Here is an 18,947-nt window from a genome sequence, read left to right as displayed (position 1 = left end):
ATTCCCAATTGTGGCAAAATAGGCCGTTTGTCACATCTTTTAGGATACTCCCGTGTTAGTTACCAGTAACGTCACCATGCAGTTCGGCAGTAAGCCGCTGTTCGAAAACATCTCCGTGAAATTTGGCGGCGGCAACCGTTACGGCCTGATTGGCGCCAACGGAAGCGGTAAATCCACCTTCATGAAAATTTTGGGAGGCGACTTAGAGCCGTCTCTCGGTAACGTCTCGCTCGATCCGAACGAACGCATCGGTAAGCTGCGTCAGGATCAATTCGCCTTCGAAGAATTCTCCGTGCTCGACACCGTTATCATGGGTCACGCTGAGCTGTGGGAAGTGAAGCAAGAACGCGATCGCATTTACAGCCTCGCTGAAATGAGTGAAGAGGACGGTTACAAAGTTGCTGACCTCGAAGTCACCTACGGCGAAATGGACGGCTACTCTGCGGAATCACGTGCGGGCGAACTGCTGCTCGGTGTAGGCATTCCTGTAGAACAGCATTACGGCCCGATGAGCGAAGTCGCACCAGGCTGGAAACTGCGTGTGCTGTTGGCGCAGGCACTGTTCTCCAACCCGGACATTCTGCTGCTCGATGAACCGACGAACAACCTGGACATCGACACCATTCGCTGGCTGGAAAGCGTGCTCAACGAGCGTAACAGCACCATGGTTATCATCTCGCATGACCGTCACTTCCTTAACATGGTCTGTACTCACATGGCCGATCTCGATTACGGTGAGCTGCGCGTTTACTCCGGTAACTACGACGAATACATGACTGCGGCTACCCAGGCGCGTGAACGTCTGCTGTCCGATAACGCCAAGAAAAAAGCGCAAATTGCTGACCTGCAATCCTTCGTCAGCCGCTTTAGCGCCAACGCTTCTAAATCTCGTCAGGCAACGTCTCGCGCCCGTCAGATTGACAAAATTAAACTGGATGAAGTGAAAGCCTCCAGCCGTCAGAACCCGTTCATCCGTTTCGAACAGGACAAGAAATTGTTCCGTAACGCGCTGGAAGTGGAAAAACTCACCAAAGGCTTTGATAACGGTCCGCTGTTTAAAGACATCAATCTGCTGCTGGAAGTGGGCGAGAAACTGGCAATCCTCGGTACTAACGGCATCGGTAAAACTACGCTTCTGAAAACGCTGGTGGGTGATTTAACCCCAGAGAGCGGCACCGTGAAGTGGTCCGAAAACGTGAAAATTGGCTACTACGCTCAGGATCACGAGTATGAGTTCGAAAACGATCTCACCGTGTTCGACTGGATGAGCCAGTGGAAACAAGAAGGCGATGACGAGCAGGTGGTGCGCAGCTTCCTCGGTCGTCTGCTGTTCAGCCAGGACGACATCAAGAAGCCTGCGAAAGTGCTTTCCGGTGGTGAGAAAGGTCGTATGTTGTTCGGCAAGCTGATGATGCAAAAACCGAACATTCTGGTGATGGACGAACCGACCAACCACCTGGATATGGAATCGATCGAATCGTTGAACATGGCGCTGGAAATGTATCCGGGCACCCTGATTTTCGTTTCCCATGACCGTGAATTCGTTTCTTCTCTGGCAACCCGCGTGATTGAGATTACGCCAGAACGCGTCATCGACTTCAGCGGCAATTACGAAGATTACCTGCGCAGCAAAGGTATCGACGGCTAAATGCCAATACCCCGGCGCGCGCCTGCGTGACCGGGGTCTTTTCCCTCAGCGCTCTCCTTTCTAAACATCCCTTAACGCCTCAAAATCCCCTGGTCGGATAATCTACGTTTCTCTATCACTGTCTTTGATGGCGAGGAGCGGGCACAGGATAACCATTCTCAGTGGTCTGTGTGCTGGTAAAAGTACCTGGACCGTAAGCCTGCACAATCGCACCGTCATTTTCATCCCCTGAGAAACGGCTAATAGCAGTAGATTTCGTCGAGCCAGACGACTGAACGGCGATTTCTGGGGACGGTTTTTCCTGGAACGCTAACGCGCTGGTGGAGCAAAGGGCCAGAGCAACAACAACAGCGGTAGAAATTTTCATGATGAGAGGTCCGCAAAGTAGGGGGCTCTCTTACGTTATATCCGCCGCATGAAAAACGCCACGCTGGATTACAGTCGTGGCGTATTTTGTTACAGCTGGACATCAATCTGTGAAGCCAGTCTCAAACGGGAAGGGCTACAGACTCCACTCGCTGGCGGCTTTGCCGTTTATCAGCAATTGGCGTTTCTCGCCTGCCGGTAACGTCACTTTCAGGGATTTCCACGCCGGACGGAAATCGCCGCGCGGGTTGAACGTCAGGTTGATGGCGCTGCCCGAGCATTCCATTTCCCATTCCAGCCACAGCGCTTTGCCGTCTTTATACCCCCAGGTTTCGCCGTCATCTTCAAACAGCAGTCCAGCGTCTTTGCCCACACCTTTCAGCGGGAACAGTTTCAGTTCACGGTTATCGTCGGCGGCAGCATTGACGTGTTTAATGCGATCGCTCATCGGCAGACCAGCCCCGGCGCGCACGAGCAGCGGCAGTTTTTCCAGTGGCGCATCGACGGTAATGTGTTGACCGCCGGAGAACCATTCGCCGGTATAGAAATCGTACCAGCCGGTTTCGTTGGCTGGCAGCCAAACGTGGCGTTTACGCTGACCCTGTTCAACGACGCTGGCGACCAGCAGGTCACGGCCCAGCAGGAAGTCATCACACTCTTCGAACGTCTGCGCATCGTGTTCGTGATCGAGGAACGTTGGGCGCAACATCGGTTCGTCGTCGGCATGCGCTTGCCACAGCAAGGTATACAGATAAGGCAGCAGACGGTAACGCAGCTCAATGGCCCCACGGATGGCCGGAGTGATTGCCGGATACATCCACGGTTCGTTAACGGTCTGGTCGTCATTCCACGAGTGAATGGTAAAACGTGGATGCATCACGCCATTTTGTACCCAGCGCACGAACAGTTCGGCGTCTGGTTTATCACCAGAGAAACCGCCGACGTCGTGACCGACGTTGAACAAGCCAGATAAACTCATGCCGACGCCCATGCGGGTGTTGTAGCGCAGAGTGTCCCAGTTGGTGCGGTTATCGCCGCTCCAGGTCTGGACATAACGCTGCATTCCGGCACAGCCGGAGCGGGAAATCAGATATGGGCGCTTTTCCGGAGCGAAACGTTGCTGTGCTTCCATCGAGGCGCGCATCATCAACAGCGGCATCACCGGACGCACGTGCTTAATCGCGATTTCCTGACCAAAACCGTGGCAGCGCGCTTCGCCATCCCACACTTCGTATTCGTTATTATCGTTCCAGGTGGAGTCGATCCCCATTTCCAGCAATTGTGTGGTGACGCCTTCCTGCCACCAGGCGACGGTCGCCGGGTTGGTGAAATCGAGGTGCGAGCCTTCGTCATCCCAGAAAACGGAGCGCTCTGGTGCGTCAGCTTCTGAATCGCGCACAAACAAGCCTTTCTCCGCCACTTCGTTATAGCGCGGGTGATCCTGCAACAGGCACGGCTTAATGTTCGCCGCCAGTTTCAGCCCCGCGTCATGGAACGCTTTACTCATCACTTTCGGCTGCGGCACTTTGTCGTAGTTCCAGTTGAACACGTAGCGCTTGCCGTTAATTGAGGTGTAACCGGACGAAAGCTGGAATGAATCGCACGGAATAGCGTGTTCGTCGGTCAGGCGAATAAAGTTCATCAGCTGGTTTTGCGCGTCCGGCGCATCGGTGTAATGCATGGTCGAGCCGCTGTAACCGAGGCTCCATTTCGGGCCAAACAGCGTTTTTCCGGTCAGCCGCACGAAGGATTTGGTGATATCCAGCACTCGTTTCCCAGTGAACAGGTAGTAGTCGATATCGCCCGATTCTGCCTGCCAGCGGCGATAGGCGGTGTGATAGTTGTCGAGTTCGTTACCCAGATCCAACCAGCTACTGCTCAGGTTGTCATAGAACAGGCCAACGCTGACGTCATCGCGGCGGGTAATGGTGAACGGAATATGTTTGTACAGCGGGTCAGTGCTGGCGGCGTTATAGCCCATCGCATCGAGGTTGCGCATTTCAAATCGCTTACCGGTACGCTGCAAATCACCCGCTTTTTCACCGAGGCCATAGAAGCGTTCATCTTTCTGACGTTTCAGATAATGTGCCACGCCATCGCCGTGGGCATTCACCAGGTAGGCACTGGTTGGGCGGTCTCCGGTCAGGTACTGCCATTCGCCCGCTTCATTACGGTAATGCCACTCCAGCCACAGCGGCTGATGTACCGTCACGCGCAGTTGCGAAGTGCTGATGGTCAACTGATTGTCATCTTTTTCCAGCGTCCATGACGGCAGGCTGAAGCCCGACAGATCGTCACGCGAACGGCCTTCCCACGGTACGTCCTGCTCTGGTGCAATGCTCCAGGTTTTGTCGAGTGCCAGTTTGCCCTGGCGTTTGAGCAACACGCGGAACAGATTTTCTTCCAGCATGTACAGGCACAGAGTGTGCTGCCCGTCGACGATCAGTTCCACGTGATGGGCGGATTGTTTATCGAAAGTCCAGTGTTTAAGCGTCTTCATAATTAAACCTACACTCAGGCGCGCTTGGCGCGACGTTCAGCAATAAATGCAACCAGGAAAATAGCGCCAATCAGGTCAAAGAAGCCCATGGCGATGAACAGCGGGTTAAAGCCAATTTTGTCGGCGGTCACCCCAATAATCAGTGAGAAGGCAAAGCTTGCGATCCACGCGGCGGAGCCACGCATCCCGTTGACCGTCGCCATCTGGCCTTTGTCGAAGGATTCAACGACCAGGGCGCTCAACATGCAGGAGATGATCTGGTGACCGAAACCGCCGACGGAGATCAGCGCAATCGCTACATACGGATTGGTGGTGAAGGCCATCATCGCCAGCGACAGCATCAGGAACGCGCCGGAAACGGAGGAGGCGACCACGGAGTTCACTCGGGTGCAGCCGAACAGGCGGGTATACAGTTTGGTCAGATAGCCGCTGGCGACGCTGCCGAGATCGGCGGCGAGGAACGGCAGCCACGCAAAGAGGGCAATCTGTTTCAGCTCCATGCCGTAAGTTTTGGCGAGATACAGCGGCACCCAGAAGCTCATCACCGCCCAGGCCGGTTCTGCCATAAAGGCCGGAATGGCGATGCCGTAGAAGCGTTTGTTTTTGCTGATGTTGCTCAGGGCTGTCAGGAACGGCAGTTTAACTGCTGGCGGCTCGTTATCTTGCTGAATGTACGCCAGTTCTTCTTTGCTCAGGTTCGGGTGCTGTTCCGGATTGTGATAGAACGCCCACCACAATGCGACCCACACCAGCGCGAGGAAACCGGTAAACATAAACGCACCCTGCCAGCCGAAAGAGGCGTGGGCAAAGTAGATAATTGGCGGTGCTAACATCGCCCCAATCGAAAAACCGACGCCTGCCCAACCGGCAGCGACAGGGCGTTCCGATTTCGGGAACCACTCGCCAATGGTTTTGGCGTTAGCAGGCGTGGCTGCCGCTTCTGATGCGCCCATGCCGAAGCGCAGCAGCGCCATATGTAGCCAGCTTCCGGCTCCGGCGTGCGCGATACAGGCAATCGCCCACAGTGTGGCGCACACCATAAAGCCGAGCTTGAGGCCAATTACGTCAATCAGCCAGCCGCAGATGGGCTGGAAAATCGTATAGGCGAGCTGGAACGCGCCGACAATCCACGAATATTGTTCGGTAGTAATGCCGAGTTCGGTTTTGAGTTCAGGGGCCAGAATGCCCAGCGAGTTGCGTGTAATGTAGTTAACGGTCACGCCCAGAAGAAAAAGCACCAGCACCCACCAACGCAGATTTTTCACCACGCGGCGCGATTTGCTGACCGTAACATCGTTGTTAATACCTTGGCTCATAGAATTCTCCATAAGACGGTTTGTAGGGGGGAAGAGAACCCACTCATTCCGTGAGTTGTCACACCAGTTTTTCTATTTTCTTGAAACCTAATGGTTTTCTTTTGGTAAGCTACCGGATAACTAGTATGGAAGTTGTCAGGCCAATTCAGAGTAGGGCAGAAAAATCGGGCGCAATAGTGCAATTTATGCAAGTTTTTTCATGAGGTGGCGATATACTCCCTTTTAATTAACCTTTCCCCCTTAAATAAAGGGAAATTATCTCGTGAAAATTCTTTCATTTGCGAAATGGAGGTAGATCACAAAATGGACAAAAAGCTCAAAATCGCTGAAATATCGGCGCGTACCGGGCTCTCGGCGAGCACCGTTTCAAGGGTGTTAGCGGGCAAAGCCAATACCAGTGAAAAGGCGCGTGATCGCGTGCTGAGTTGCGCCCGAGAGTTGGGCGTAATGGACGGCATGGCGGCCGGAAGAATGCTGCTCAACAGCCTGATTGTCTTTGCGCCACAGCGCGCGTTCGACGAGCGGTCCGACATCTTTTATTACCGCGTGATCCAGAGCATCAACAAAGCGCTTTCTCCTCACGAAGTGCGCCTGCGTTACTGCGCGCTGGAAGAAAACGACAGCGATGCCAACCTGTTTCTGGCGCGCATGAACGAAGGGGAAACGCAGGCGGCGATCCTGCTTGGCATCGACGACCCGCACATTCATGACCTGGCCGCTGATTTTGCCAAACCCTGTGTGCTGATTAACTGTCGCGATGAAAAAATGCGGTTGCCGTCGATAGCGCCTGATCACCGGTTGATCGGTCAGTTTGCCGCGCGTTACCTGTTCGACATGGGCCATCGGGCGGTGATGAACGTTATGTGTCTGCGGCGCTACACCATGGAGCTGCGGCTGGTGGGTATTCGCGAGGCGTGGAAGAACGGTAATCTGCGTTTTCAGGACGCGAGCGATTTGATTGCGGTCCCGAGCTTTAGCGCTAAAGAGACAGAAGAGAAAGTCGGTGCATGGCTGGATGCGCAAGGTGAAAAGCCGTTGCCGACAGCGTTTCTGGTCGGTGGAGATTTTATGGCGGCGGGGACCATTAACGCGCTACAGCAGCGGGGTTTGCGAGTACCACAAGATGTCTCGGTGATGAGCATTGATGGTTTTAACCTTGCGGCGATACAGGACGTACCGCTCACCGCCATTCATGTGCCGCGCGACGAACTCGGCACAGAGGCGGTGCAGATGCTGCAACAGCGACTCATTCGCCCGGAAGCCCCCTGCGGTTCACTGTTGTTGCATGGTACGTTGTCGGTGCGCGAATCGGTACGGCGGATACGTCCCGGAAAGCGACGTACCGCCGTGGTGCGCGAAGGGCTATATGATGATTAATCGACCATGCCCAACGCGCGCTTGCCGTGGATGTTCAGGTCATTCAGCGTGAAACGATCTTCCCAGTTGGCTTCGTAATCTTCGCGCGGGAAATCGCCTGGCGATGCCCCGTTTTCCAGCGCTACTTTCACTTTCTGCGCGTAGGCGAGATTTTTTTCGCACATCGGGGCCGCCGGAATATACATCACGTTGCCCCAGCCTTGCTGCTCGTTAACCGGCGCGACAGAGTGGATCACATCACAGTGCCACCACACTGAATCACCCGGTTCCAGTGCTGGAATAGAGGTCAACGCTTTGGTAAGCAGCGGGTGCCACTGCTCGGAAATCGGCAGGACTCGCCCCGGCGCCACGCCGCACAACTCATCTTCCGGTACATCATCCAGCAACGGACGCAGTAATATGTACGCCATCGCTTCCGGGATCGGCACGACGTGCAGCAACCCTTGATTCGGGATCATCTCCGACAGCGCGGTCCAGCCCTGGAAAGTACGGAACACCGAACATTTGGTAGTGTTCTCCACCGTATACTCTTCCACATCGGTGCGGTGCGCCGCGTCCCACGGATCGAAATGGGTAAAATCACCATTGAATACGTTGGCGAATACTTGCTGATACGCGGGCAACAGCCAGCGTTCCAGCGCCCCGGAATCGGTATGCGCGCCAAGGCCTTTTGAAGTGGTGCCCGGTGGGCGGCGGCGAATGCGATCCGGGTAAATCACGCTCACGTCCGGGTTAAACCACTGCTTGCCTTCGCTTTCAAAGCGCCATAAGCGGTTGAGGAATGACTGCACTGCTGCCATTTCATTGCTTTGCCGCGCCTGCATTTGCGCCTGTGACCAGTAGATCGGGTAGATCTCCGGGCGCGAAGCGGTCAGTGTGCCGAAGAAGTTATCCCCCGGTCCTTTGTAGATTTCATCAAACTGATTGCGGTCGAGATAATCCAGCATCGAGCGATCCCAGCCGAGCGCCTGTTCACGCGGGAAATGTCCTTTGATCACCGCACAACCACGACGCTTGATTTCCTCACGCTGAGCGTCCGTCACTTTGCCGTCAGCCAAATCGCTATAAGTCACAACTGGCCACACGGTTTTTCCGGCCGCTTTCAGCGCATCAATTTCTGCCACGCGCGTTTCGATGTGGGCGGTGAGTTGGTCGAAGACGGCCTGCACATCGCCGATCTGCGCGCGCAGTGCTTTTTTCAGTTCACGGATTGCCGCTTTGTGGTCGGCAGGGAGGGTTTCACTACTAAAGGAAAGCGCCATGGTGGACCTCTTAATCTTTCATTCGAAAGTAATTTAACTTACAAGTGATACTTTAAGTTAAAAAGAGGTTAATGCAAGTTAAAAAACTTGATGAGATCCACAATCCAGGAAAGAAGGCACAGAAAAGAGAGAGAAAGACCGGAGCAGGCCGCTCCGACTTCGGGTCAGACGTCGAACGGGGAAGCGTTATCCAGCACGGCCTGAATGACATTCAGCGCGCCTTCGTGATTATTGTCGTCGGTCTGATAGCGCGCAATCGCTTTGATACTGTCGGCGGCGTTGGTCATGGCAAACGAATATTTCACCAGCTTCAACATTTCAGCGTCGTTCCCGCTGTCGCCAATGCCGACACATTCCTGTGGCGAAAGCTGCCAGTTTTTCAGCAGACGACTGATGCCGTTGGCTTTATGCAGGCCCGGAATAATCAAATCGACAAAGCCGAAACCGCTGGTGACGGGCTTCATAATGCCATCGAGCGACAAGTGAAGAACATCAATCAGTTGGGGAATTTCGCTGTCCGGCAGATTAAGTGAGAACTTGAAAATCTTATCGTCGATCTGCTGGAAGTCAGAAATGGGTTTCAGACGATGGTAGTGTTTTGACATCAGCTTGACGAAGGCTTCCGGTGCTTTGTCGCTGACGTACGCGCTTTCCAGGCCACAGGCCACGAAATTCAGTTGCGGATCTTTCAGCAGTTCGCCAATCACGACCTGGGATTCGTGACGGGTCAACTCACCGTGGAACAACTCCTGGCCATGCTGATAGACCAGCGCGCCGTTTTCGGCAACGAAGGAAATCTGGTCGCGGATTTCCGGGAAGAAGGAAATGAGCTGATAGTACTGATTGCCGCTGGCAACGACGAACTCAATGCCGCGCTGCTTAAGCTGCTGGAACTGCGCCAAAAAGCGTTCACGATTGTACTGCTTGGCATCATTAAGAAAAGTTCCGTCCATATCGGTGACGATAACTTTAACGGTCATACGAAGGCTCCTGGCTGTGACTGCGACCAGCAACATTCTAATTACAATGTGACGAGAATCCCAAATTTATTTCATTCGAAAGTTTACCCGTCGTCTTTCGCGCTGTGGGGTTGTTGGCAGAGTTTGCGCGCCCCAGTCACTTATTTATATAAGCTCCTGGGGACTTACAAACTTGCCGCCTGGGCACAACACGAAATCCATAGGGCAAACAGGATGAGTACTTGCCCGACGGCGCGGTGCTTGCTGGGCCTACAGTATCAGGTGTTTTCAGTCTGGGCGTAGGCCCGGTAAGCGGAGCGCCACCGGGCAATCAGAACGTTAAAGTGTATGTTCCGTACGAGCAATAATATCGTCCTGCGCATCCGGCGACAGGGCGGTGAAGAACGCCGAATAACCCGCCACGCGCACCACCAAATCACGATACTGATCCGGATGTTTCTTCGCTTCCAGCAGCGTTTCGCGCGACACAATGTTGTACTGAATGTGCCAGCCCTTATGCACTTCGAAGAAGGTACGCAGCAGTACCATCAGCTTCTGGCGGTCGCTGTCGTTATCGAGCGTCGCCGGGTTGAGCTTCTGGTTCAGCAGCACGCCGCCGAGGATTGCCGCCGTCGGCAGTTTGCCGACTGAGCCAATCACCGCCGTTGGGCCGAGATGATCGGTGCCGGACGCCGGGCTTGCGCCTTCTGCCAGCGGAGTATGCGCTTTGCGTCCGTCAGGCGTTGCCATCGTCGCGGCACCGAACGGTACGTTGGCGGAAATAGATGACGTACCCGCGTAATAATCACCACCGATAGGACCACGTCCGTGACGCGGGTTGTGATACTGCTTCAATTCGTCGATATAGGTCTGATACGCGCGCACCAGCAGGGCATCAACGCTGTCATCATCGTTACCGTATTTCGGCGCGCCGTTAATCAGACGCTGGCGCAATTGTTCGTGCGTCAACCCGTCGAAGTCATCGGCAAGCGCGGCGGCGAGTTGTTGCTGTCCAATTGCGCCCTGTTCGAACACCAGTTTTTTGACTGCCGCCAGACTGTTGCCGAGGTTCGCAATTCCTACTTGTAAGCCAGACACCCAATCGTATTTCGCGCCACCTTCTTTGATGCTCTTCGCCCGTTCAATGCAGTCGTCGACCAGCGCCGAGCACAGAATATCCGGCACATTTTCTTCCAGCATGGTGTCGACCACGTATTCGATTTCAATCGATTTACGGGTGTAGTAGCGAATCTGCGTATCCCACGCCGCCATGATTTCATCGAAGCCGCCGAAGTTGCCTCGCGACAGCGCTTTTGCCTGTGGCAGGAACACTTCGCCGCTGGTGGCATCACGCCCACCTTCCATCGCGGCCAGCATCACGCGGGCGAAGTTGATGAAACTCATGCCGGTGCAGCGATAGCCCCACTTGCCGCCCACCGCCGTTTCGATACAGCCGATGGCGGCGTAATCGTAGGCGTCTTCTTTTTCGATGCCGAGTTTAATGAATTCAGGGATAACGATCTCATCGTTGTTGAACGCCGGCATGCCGAAACCGCAGCGAATAACCTGCACGCAGGCGTCGAGGAAATCGCTGCTCATCCCCGCGTGATAACGCACGCTGAGGTTGGGCTGAGTGGAACGTAGGCGACCGCAGGATTCCAGAATCGCGTAAGAGAGCGGATTCACCGCGTCCATCGCTTCGTCGTTCACCAGCCTTTGACCGCCGATGGTGACGTTCTGATACAACGGACTGCCGGCAGAGGCTTTTGAATGCGAGCCGGAGCGAATTTTGTTCACTTCCAGCAGCTTCAGCCAGCAACTGTGCAGCAGTTCAATCGCCTGTTCACGTTGCAGTGAATTATTCAGCTCAACGTCACGGCGGTAGAACGGATACAAATACTGGTCCATGCGACCGAACGACACCGAGTGACCGTTGGACTCAATTTGCAGGATCAACTGAATGAAGTAGCACAACTGCAGCGCCTGCCAGAAGGTTTTCGGCGGTTCATGCGCAATAACGTCACAGTTTTCTGCCATCGCCAGCAGTTCGTCACGACGTGTTTCACGGTTCTCTTCTGACGCCATTTTACGTGCCAGTTCCGCAAAGCGTTTAATGTGCAGGCTCACCGCTTCCAGAACGATATCAATACCTTTTAGGAACTGTTCGCCGTGCAAATCTTCCAGAACGGTCAAGTTAATGCGCGTGCGACGCTCGGCCACTTTCTCACGCAGGCCGTCGAGGCCTTTTTCCAGCAGCAGCGGGAAGTTCACTGCCAGATGGGCATCACCGGATGTCATATTGCCTTCGGCTTTAATGATCCCGGTCGCCAGCAGCGCTTTTTGTTCGTCGGTAAACATGCCGTAGCAGCGGTCCTGCACGGTCTGACCGTTCCACCACGGGCAAATTTCATGCAGCACGCGCTTGTTCTCTTCGCTCACCGCAAAGCCCGCGCCCGGACGATCGGCAAGGTCATCAATCTCTTTCTCAATCCAGCTGACGGTGTATTCCGGGAAAATCGGCGCGGCGCGGACTTCGCTTGCCTGGTTGCCGATAATCAGCTCGTCGTGTTTGATCCAGATGGTGCGTTCTGCCAGATGATGGGCCAACGCCAGTGCGCGGCGAACCGGGATCGGTTTATCCAGGTGGCGCTGATAAATCGTGGTGTAATGCTGAGCGCGCTCGGTGCAGACCGGCGGCTTCACTATGTGGACCAGTGCGTTTTTGTGCGCCTGAATGCGGGCGGTCAGTTTGTCGAGAGTCAAAGTCGTCATCGTATTATCCTCGTAGGGTCGCAGTCAGCCCTTTTGACCTGGCAATCTGTTGGGCAAAATCCAGCAGTTCCGGAGCGTCGAGCGGCTTGTCAGGGGCAGAATAGGGCACGCCGAGCAAGCTATATTTGTTCATGCCGAGCGTGTGGTAAGGTAAAAAGTGAATGTCGTTTACGTGTAATTCGTTAGCCGCAAAGTCGGTAATGGCTTCAATAGACGCTTCATCGGCGTTGAATCCCTGGATCAACGGCACGCGAATGGTCATCTTTTTGCCCGCCGCCGCCAGCCGTTTTAAGTTATCCAACACGCGTTTTGCCGAGCCGTCAGTCCACTGTAAAAATTTATCCGGGTCGACGTGTTTTAAATCGGCAAGGAACAGGTCGATGTATGGCAGGGCGGGTTCCAGATAGCGCCACGGTACGTGCAAACACGTTTCCACAGCGGTATGAATGCCTTGCTCGTGGGTGGTTTTTAACAGTTCAAGTGCCAGTTCAGGGTTCATAAACGGTTCGCCGCCGGAAAGCGTCAGGCCGCCGCCGCTGCGTTCGTAGAACGGTTTATCGCGTAGTACCGTTGCCATAATCTCATCGACACTTTTCACTTCGCCGCAGATGGTGAGTGCCTGAGTTGGGCAGCAGTCGTTGAGCGCATCCAGATGCGGTTGTTCGAGTTTTTCGCGGTGGATCACCAGACCATTCAGCGTGCGTTCAATCACCCCTGGCGCTGCCTTTTGGCAAAGGTCACAGCCCACGAGACACAAACGGGCGTCAAAAAGCAGGTCCTGTGAACGCGCGCGGCTCTCCGGATTCTGGCACCAGCGGCAACCGAGTGAGCAGCCTTTCATAAAGACAACGGTGCGGATGCCGGGGCCATCGTGGGTGGAATAGCGCTGAATGTTGAAAATCATAATTCGCCTCTTTGCTTTCGTATAAAGATTAAATAACTTTCGAATGAAAGTGATTTTGATGTGCGTCAACAAAGCGAGCGGTTGCGGCGTGTTAGTCTTAAAGCATGCAGAATCTCACCATTTAAGGAACCGTTATGGAACTCTATCTCGACACTTCTGATGTTGCGGCGGTCAAGAAACTGGCCCGCATTTTCCCGCTGGCGGGTGTCACGACTAACCCAAGTATTGTCGCCGCAGGAAAGAAACCGCTGGAAAAGCTGTTGCCAGAACTGCAGGACGCACTCGGCGGGCAGGGACGTCTGTTTGCTCAGGTGATGGCTAACACCGCAGAAGGGATGGTGAATGACGCCCGCAAACTGCGCGACATTATTGCTGATATCGTGGTGAAAGTGCCGGTGACGGCAGAGGGGCTGGCGGCCATTAAAATGCTGAAAGCGGAAGGCATCCCAACACTCGGTACGGCAGTGTACGGCGCGGCGCAGGGCATGTTGGCGGCGCTGGCAGGGGCGGAATATGTTGCGCCATATGTGAACCGTATCGACGCACAAGGCGGCAGCGGGATCCGCAGCGTGGAAGAGTTGCAGCAATTACTGGAACTGCATGCACCGGAGTCTAAAGTGCTGGCGGCGAGCTTCAAAACCCCGCGTCAGGCGCTGGACTGCCTGTTGGTGGGCTGTCAGTCGATCACGCTGCCGCTGGATGTCGCGCAGCAGTTTATCGCCTCTCCGGCGGTCGATGCGGCGATTGATAAGTTTGAGCAGGACTGGTTGGGCGCGTTTGGTCGCACGACGCTGTAACGATTTAGTTTGTAGGCCCGGTCAGCGTTAGCGCCACCGGGCAACAGCATTACTTCGAACCACACACCTCACACCCCACATAGCGCATCAATTTCATCTCGCGAAACTGACAGGTCATGGCGTCGTACATGACAATTTTCCCGGCAGCAGGCGTGCCGTAGGCGGTTAATAATTTAATCGCTTCCATCGCCTGCAACGAACCGATCACCCCAACCAAAGGTGCCATCACACCCGCTTCCACGCAGGTGAGGGCGTTCTCGCCGAACAGGCGGCTGAGGCAGCGATAGCACGGCTCGCCGTCCTGATACGTAAACACGCTGATTTGCCCTTCCATGCGGATTGCCGCCCCGGACACCAGCGGCGTCTTGTGCTGAAAACAGCCGGCGTTGAGCTGATTACGGATCGCCACGTTGTCGGTACAGTCGAGCACCACATCGTGCGCGGCTATCTGTTCAGCCAGTGCGTTTTCATCCAACTGAGCGTTGATGCAGGTGAACTGCACGTTCGGGTTGATACGCGCCAGCGCATCACGGGCAGAATCCACTTTCGGCACATCGATTGTCGCATCGCTGTGCAGCGTCTGGCGCTGTAAATTCGACAGCGACACGGTATCGAAATCGAGCAGTGTCATCTGCCCGACGCCTGCCGCCGCCAGATATTGCGCTGCCGCGCAGCCGAGGCCGCCGAGGCCCACGACCAGTAAACGCGAATCTTTTAGCCGCTCCTGACCGTCAAAATCGAAACCGCGCAACACGATTTGCCGGTTGTAGCGCAGCATCTCCGCATCGCTCAGTTCCACGCTCATTACAGGCCTCCAAACAGCGCGTTAAACGGCTCGACTTCCACCCATTCGCCAGCTTCCACGTGACCGCGATCGCGTTCCAGCACGATAAAACAGTTACCCTGGCTGAAAGAGCTGAACACGTGCGAACCCTGATGTCCGGTTGTCGCGACGGTTAAATCACCTTCCGCGTTACGGGTCAGTACGCCGCGCTGGAAATCGAGACGGCCCGGCGATTTTTTCAGGCGAGAGGAGGTTTGCACGCGCAGACGCGGTGGCAAACCAGAAGCCGGGTTACCGCTCAGTTTCGCCAGCAGCGGTTGAACTAGCTGATAGAACGTTAGTGCGGCAGAAACCGGATTGCCTGGCAGGCCGCAGAACCAGCTATGGCTCAGCTTGCCGAAGGCAAAAGGTTTTCCTGGTTTGATAGCCAGCTTCCAGAACGCGATCTCGCCGAGTTCATCAAGAATGGTTTTGGTGTAATCCGCTTCGCCAACCGACACGCCGCCGGAACTGATAACCACATCAGCCTGACGATCGGCTTCGATAAAGGCCGCGCGCAGCTGGTCCTGATCGTCAGGAATAATGCCGAGATTAATCACGTCGCAGCCGAGCTGTTCCAGCATCAGATGTACTGCCAGGCGATTGGTGTCGTAAATCTGTCCTGCAGCCAACGGCTCGCCGGGTAATTTCAGCTCGTCTCCGGTAGAGAACACCGCCACACGCACTTTGCGCACCACTTCCACGTCAGCGATGCCGAGCGACGCCAGCACTGGCAATTCGGAAACGGTCAGGCGCGTGCCGCGTGGGAAAACGGCGTGACCTGCGGTGATATCTTCACCACGCAGGCGAATGTTTTGACCTGCTTTGACGTTAGCGGTAAAACGCACGCCGTCGTCGGTTTGTTCCGTTTCTTCCTGCATCACGACCGCGTCACAGCCTTGCGGCACGGGTGCACCGGTCATAATGCGCACGCAGGTTCCTGCTGGCCATTCGCCATCAAAGGGTTGACCGGCAAAGGCTTTACCCGCCAGCGGCAGCGCTTTCCCGTCAGCAAGATCCGCCAGGCGAACCGCATACCCGTCCATAGCCGAATTATCAAAACCCGGCACGTCGAGCGGGGAGACCACGTCTTTGGCGGTAATGCGACCAAAAGCCCGCACCAGCGGCAGCATTTCGGTGTCATTCAGCGGGGAAAGGCGGTCAAGCATCTGCGTCAGCGCCACATCAAGCGGCATCAGTCCGGCGTTAAAATCCATTATTTACTCCTGCGACAATTCGTCTGTTGCGCCCATTATGGCAGAAAAGCGCCCCGGACTGTATGTCATGGCGTGTTGGGCTTTACAGTACCGATGGCACTTTCTATATTCAAAAAACATATAAGTTAATCGGCACAATAATGATATTTATAGAAAAAGCCTGTCGACAGCCGAAGGAAGGGCGCAATGAGTAAAGCAGTGATCGCCATTCATGGCGGGGCCGGGGCGATCTCCCGCGCCAGTTTGTCGCCGGAACGTGAACAAGAATATGTAACGGCGCTCTCTTCTGTCGTCGAAGCGGGTCAGAAGCTGCTGGAGCAAGGGGCCAGCGCGCTTGATGTCGTGACGGAGGCCGTGCGTTTGCTGGAAGAGTGCCCGTTATTCAACGCCGGGATCGGCGCTGTTTTCACCGCCGACGAAACCCACGAACTCGATGCCTGTGTGATGGATGGCTACTCGTTACACGCAGGTGCAGTGGCGGGGGTTAAGCATCTGCGTAACCCTATTCTGGCGGCCCGAACGGTGCTGGAACAAAGCCCGCATGTGTTGTTGATTGGCGAGGGAGCAGAAAATTTTGCTTTTCGTCACGGCATGGAAAAAGTCAGTAACGATCTGTTTTCAACCCCGGAACGGCTTTATCAACTCCGTCAGGCGCAGGAAGCAGGTGAAACACGCCTCGATCACGGCGGCGCTCCGCTTGATGAACGCAGCAAAATGGGCACGGTGGGCGCTGTAGCACTTGATCTGGCGGGCAATCTCGCGGCCGCCACATCGACAGGCGGAATGACCAATAAATTACCGGGACGCGTGGGCGATTCACCGCTTCCTGGCGCAGGCTGCTACGCCAATAACGCCAGCGTGGCGGTTTCTTGCACCGGCACGGGCGAAGTTTTTATGCGCACGCTCGCGGCCTACGATATTTCGGCGTTGATGGAGTACAGCAACGTGAGTTTGCAGGATGCCTGCGAGCGCGTGGTGATGGAAAAACTCCCGGCGCTCGGCGGCAGCGGTGGCTTGATTGCTATCGATCGTGAAGGCAACGTGGCATTACCTTTCAACAGCGAAGGTATGTACCGCGCGTATGCCTATGCGGGCGACACCTCTACGGTGGGCATTTACCGGTGACAGGAGGAAACGTGCCGCATCACCCTGAAATCGACACCAACGACGTGCTGGTGGTGCGTGATCTCAACATCGCTTTCCCGCAGGAAAATCAAACCGTTTCAGCGGTGAATCATCTCTCATTCAGCCTGAAACGCGGCGAAACGCTGGCGATTGTCGGCGAATCTGGCTCCGGAAAATCAGTGACCGCACTGGCGTTGATGCGTTTGCTGGAACAGTCCGGCGGCGTGGTGAGCAGCGAATCCCTTCTGTTGCGGCGACGTAATCGTGAAGTCATCGACGTGAACGCGCAGAGTGCTTCGCAAATGCGTCACGTGCGCGGCGCAGACATCGCGATGGTGTTCCAGGAGCCGATGACCTCCCTCAACCCGGTGTATACCGTGGGTGAGCAAATTGCCGAATCGATCCGTTTACATCAAGGCCTAGGACGCGACGACGCGCTGAAAGCCGCGAAAAAGATGCTCGATCAGGTGCGCATTCCTGAATCGGAAACCGTACTGAAACGTTACCCGCATCAGCTTTCCGGCGGCATGCGTCAGCGCGTGATGATTGCGATGGCGTTGTCTTGTCGTCCGGCGGTGTTGATTGCCGACGAACCGACGACGGCGCTTGACGTCACTATTCAGGCGCAAATTTTGCAGCTTATCGACGTGCTGCAAAAAGAGATGGAAATGGGAGTGATTTTTATCACTCACGACATGGGCGTGGTGGCTGATATCGCCGATCGCGTGCTGGTGATGTATCAGGGCGAAGCGGTGGAAACGGGCAGCGTAGAGCAAATATTCAATGCGCCGAAACACCCGTACACCCAGGCGCTGCTGGCGGCGGTGCCGACGTTGGGATCCATGCGTGGCACGTCGCTCCCACGCAGTTTCCCGTTGTTGAATTCCGACGCGCAGACTGAAGAGCAAGATACCGTCGTTCCCGGCGAGCCGATTTTAAAGGTGCGTGATTTGGTCACCCGTTTTCCACTACGCAGCGGAATTTTCAATCGCGTGACCCGTGAAGTTCACGCCGTTGAAAAGGTGAGTTTTGATTTATGGCCGGGGGAAACGCTGGCGCTGGTCGGCGAATCGGGCTCCGGCAAATCCACCACCGGGCGTGCGTTGTTGCGCTTAGTCGAATCGCAAAGCGGCAGCATTACGTTCAACGGCGCGCGAATTGATACGCTGGCTGACAGCCAACTCCAGCCGCTGCGTCGTGATATTCAATTTATCTTTCAGGATCCGTGGGCCTCGCTCGATCCGCGTCAGACCGTGGGGTATTCGATTCTTGAACCGTTGCGCGTGCATAACATTATGTCGGAAGCCGACGCCCAGCGCCGTCTGGCGTGGTTGCTGCAGCGTGTTGGACTTCAACCGGAACACGCCTGGCGTTATCCGCATGAATTTTCTGGTGGCCAGCGTCAGCGTATTTGCATTGCGCGTGCGCTGGCGCTGAACCCTAAAGTGGTGATTGCCGACGAAGCGGTTTCGGCGCTTGATGTCTCGATTCGCGCGCAAATCATCAATTTGTTGCTCGATTTGCAGCGGGAAATGGGCATGGCGTATTTGTTCATTTCTCATGATATGGCGGTGGTGGAACGCATCAGCCACCGCGTCGCGGTGATGTACCGTGGAAGGATTGTCGAAATGGGGCCACGCAGCGCCGTATTCGAAAATCCGCAGCACCCTTACACGCGCAAACTCATGGCCGCGGTGCCGGTCGCCGACCCAACGCATCGTCGGCCACAGCGGGTGCTGCTGTCCGATGAGTTGCCCGGCAATATTTATCCGCAGGGTGAAGAGATTGCCAGCGTGCGGTTGGTTCAGGTCAGTCCGGGGCATTTCGTCGCCCGGGAAGAGACCCCCAGCGCGCTGTCTCGCCAATAATAATCAGGAGAAC

At 55.3% G+C, this 18,947-nt stretch carries 14 protein-coding genes; 5 read left to right on the top strand and 9 right to left on the bottom strand.

All coding sequences use genetic code 11. The features are described from left to right. The first annotated feature begins 52 nt into the window (after positions 1–52). Positions 53–1,648: an ABC-F family ATPase gene (locus tag VH187_RS08950; RefSeq protein ID WP_329701110.1), complete on the top strand. Its 1,596-nt coding sequence runs from the start codon at positions 53–55 to the stop codon at positions 1,646–1,648. Between the two features lie 115 nt (positions 1,649–1,763). On the opposite strand, the gene VH187_RS08945 is transcribed toward VH187_RS08950, so the two are convergent. The 3 genes from VH187_RS08945 to VH187_RS08935 form a co-directional block, all read right to left on the bottom strand. Next, complete coding sequence (locus VH187_RS08945) at positions 1,764–2,015, bottom strand: hypothetical protein (RefSeq protein ID WP_329701109.1); 252 nt, start codon at positions 2,013–2,015, stop codon at positions 1,764–1,766. Positions 2,016–2,150: 135 nt separating this feature from the next. Next, positions 2,151–4,514, bottom strand: a complete 2,364-nt coding sequence (locus tag VH187_RS08940) for a glycoside hydrolase family 31 protein (RefSeq protein ID WP_329701108.1) — start codon at positions 4,512–4,514, stop codon at positions 2,151–2,153. A 14-nt stretch (positions 4,515–4,528) separates the two neighbouring features. Continuing rightward, positions 4,529–5,830: an MFS transporter gene (locus VH187_RS08935; RefSeq protein WP_329701107.1), complete on the bottom strand. Its 1,302-nt coding sequence runs from the start codon at positions 5,828–5,830 to the stop codon at positions 4,529–4,531. A 285-nt stretch (positions 5,831–6,115) separates the two neighbouring features. On the opposite strand from VH187_RS08935, the gene VH187_RS08930 reads away from it, so the two are divergent. Further along, positions 6,116–7,207, top strand: a complete 1,092-nt coding sequence (locus VH187_RS08930; RefSeq protein ID WP_329701106.1) for a LacI family DNA-binding transcriptional regulator — start codon at positions 6,116–6,118, stop codon at positions 7,205–7,207. Here VH187_RS08930 and VH187_RS08925 read toward each other — a convergent pair. The 4 genes from VH187_RS08925 to VH187_RS08910 all read right to left on the bottom strand — a co-directional run bounded on the left by VH187_RS08925 (position 7,204) and on the right by VH187_RS08910 (position 13,104). Continuing rightward, positions 7,204–8,469 (bottom strand): DUF1479 domain-containing protein, encoded by a 1,266-nt coding sequence (locus VH187_RS08925; protein WP_329701105.1) that lies wholly within the window; start codon positions 8,467–8,469, stop codon positions 7,204–7,206. The genes VH187_RS08930 and VH187_RS08925 overlap by 4 nt on opposite strands. Positions 8,470–8,633: 164 nt before the next feature. Further along, positions 8,634–9,449, bottom strand: coding sequence for a Cof-type HAD-IIB family hydrolase (locus VH187_RS08920; protein ID WP_329701104.1), 816 nt, complete (start codon positions 9,447–9,449; stop codon positions 8,634–8,636). Between the two features lie 318 nt (positions 9,450–9,767). Then, positions 9,768–12,200, bottom strand: a complete 2,433-nt coding sequence (locus tag VH187_RS08915) for a formate C-acetyltransferase/glycerol dehydratase family glycyl radical enzyme (protein WP_329701103.1) — start codon at positions 12,198–12,200, stop codon at positions 9,768–9,770. A gap of 4 nt (positions 12,201–12,204) precedes the next feature. Then, positions 12,205–13,104, bottom strand: coding sequence for a glycyl-radical enzyme activating protein (locus VH187_RS08910; protein WP_329701102.1), 900 nt, complete (start codon positions 13,102–13,104; stop codon positions 12,205–12,207). Positions 13,105–13,238: 134 nt separating this feature from the next. On the opposite strand from VH187_RS08910, the gene fsa reads away from it, so the two are divergent. Next, a complete protein-coding gene (gene fsa, locus VH187_RS08905; RefSeq protein ID WP_329701101.1) occupies positions 13,239–13,901 on the top strand; it encodes a fructose-6-phosphate aldolase in 663 nt (220 codons plus the stop codon). Positions 13,902–13,950: 49 nt separating this feature from the next. On the opposite strand, the gene moeB is transcribed toward fsa, so the two are convergent. Beyond that, the gene (moeB, locus tag VH187_RS08900; protein WP_329701100.1) at positions 13,951–14,706 is read right to left on the bottom strand and encodes a molybdopterin-synthase adenylyltransferase MoeB; all 756 of its coding nucleotides are present in this window, start codon (positions 14,704–14,706) and stop codon (positions 13,951–13,953) included. Next, on the bottom strand, positions 14,706–15,941 hold the full coding sequence (moeA, locus tag VH187_RS08895; protein WP_329701099.1) for a molybdopterin molybdotransferase MoeA: 1,236 nt from the start codon (positions 15,939–15,941) through the stop codon (positions 14,706–14,708). Before moeA ends, moeB begins: the two co-directional genes overlap by 1 nt. Positions 15,942–16,127: 186 nt before the next feature. On the opposite strand from moeA, the gene iaaA reads away from it, so the two are divergent. Both iaaA and gsiA read left to right on the top strand, forming a co-directional pair. Continuing rightward, the gene (gene iaaA, locus VH187_RS08890; protein ID WP_329701098.1) at positions 16,128–17,066 is read left to right on the top strand and encodes a beta-aspartyl-peptidase; all 939 of its coding nucleotides are present in this window, start codon (positions 16,128–16,130) and stop codon (positions 17,064–17,066) included. A gap of 11 nt (positions 17,067–17,077) precedes the next feature. Beyond that, complete coding sequence (gene gsiA / locus VH187_RS08885; RefSeq protein ID WP_329701097.1) at positions 17,078–18,934, top strand: glutathione ABC transporter ATP-binding protein GsiA; 1,857 nt, start codon at positions 17,078–17,080, stop codon at positions 18,932–18,934. Positions 18,935–18,947 lie beyond the last annotated feature (13 nt).

The organism is Scandinavium sp., from assembly GCF_036271055.1.
Lineage (GTDB): Bacteria > Pseudomonadota > Gammaproteobacteria > Enterobacterales > Enterobacteriaceae > Scandinavium.
Note: the sequence above shows the minus strand (reverse complement) of the source record. Positions and strands in the feature narration are given on the sequence as shown.

Excerpts from the sequence above, each read along its gene's own strand:
- VH187_RS08945 (WP_329701109.1), bottom strand. The coding sequence starts at position 2,015 with ATGAAAATTTCTACCGCTGTTGTTGTTGCTCTGGCCCTTTGCTCCACC.
- VH187_RS08920 (WP_329701104.1), bottom strand. The coding sequence starts at position 9,449 with ATGACCGTTAAAGTTATCGTCACCGATATGGACGGAACTTTTCTTAAT.
- VH187_RS08935 (WP_329701107.1), bottom strand. The coding sequence starts at position 5,830 with ATGAGCCAAGGTATTAACAACGATGTTACGGTCAGCAAATCGCGCCGC.
- iaaA (WP_329701098.1), top strand. The coding sequence starts at position 16,128 with ATGAGTAAAGCAGTGATCGCCATTCATGGCGGGGCCGGGGCGATCTCC.
- VH187_RS08940 (WP_329701108.1), bottom strand. The coding sequence starts at position 4,514 with ATGAAGACGCTTAAACACTGGACTTTCGATAAACAATCCGCCCATCAC.
- VH187_RS08930 (WP_329701106.1), top strand. The coding sequence starts at position 6,116 with ATGGAGGTAGATCACAAAATGGACAAAAAGCTCAAAATCGCTGAAATA.
- VH187_RS08915 (WP_329701103.1), bottom strand. The coding sequence starts at position 12,200 with ATGACGACTTTGACTCTCGACAAACTGACCGCCCGCATTCAGGCGCAC.
- VH187_RS08910 (WP_329701102.1), bottom strand. The coding sequence starts at position 13,104 with ATGATTTTCAACATTCAGCGCTATTCCACCCACGATGGCCCCGGCATC.
- VH187_RS08925 (WP_329701105.1), bottom strand. The coding sequence starts at position 8,469 with ATGGCGCTTTCCTTTAGTAGTGAAACCCTCCCTGCCGACCACAAAGCG.
- moeA (WP_329701099.1), bottom strand. The coding sequence starts at position 15,941 with ATGGATTTTAACGCCGGACTGATGCCGCTTGATGTGGCGCTGACGCAG.
- fsa (WP_329701101.1), top strand. The coding sequence starts at position 13,239 with ATGGAACTCTATCTCGACACTTCTGATGTTGCGGCGGTCAAGAAACTG.
- moeB (WP_329701100.1), bottom strand. The coding sequence starts at position 14,706 with ATGAGCGTGGAACTGAGCGATGCGGAGATGCTGCGCTACAACCGGCAA.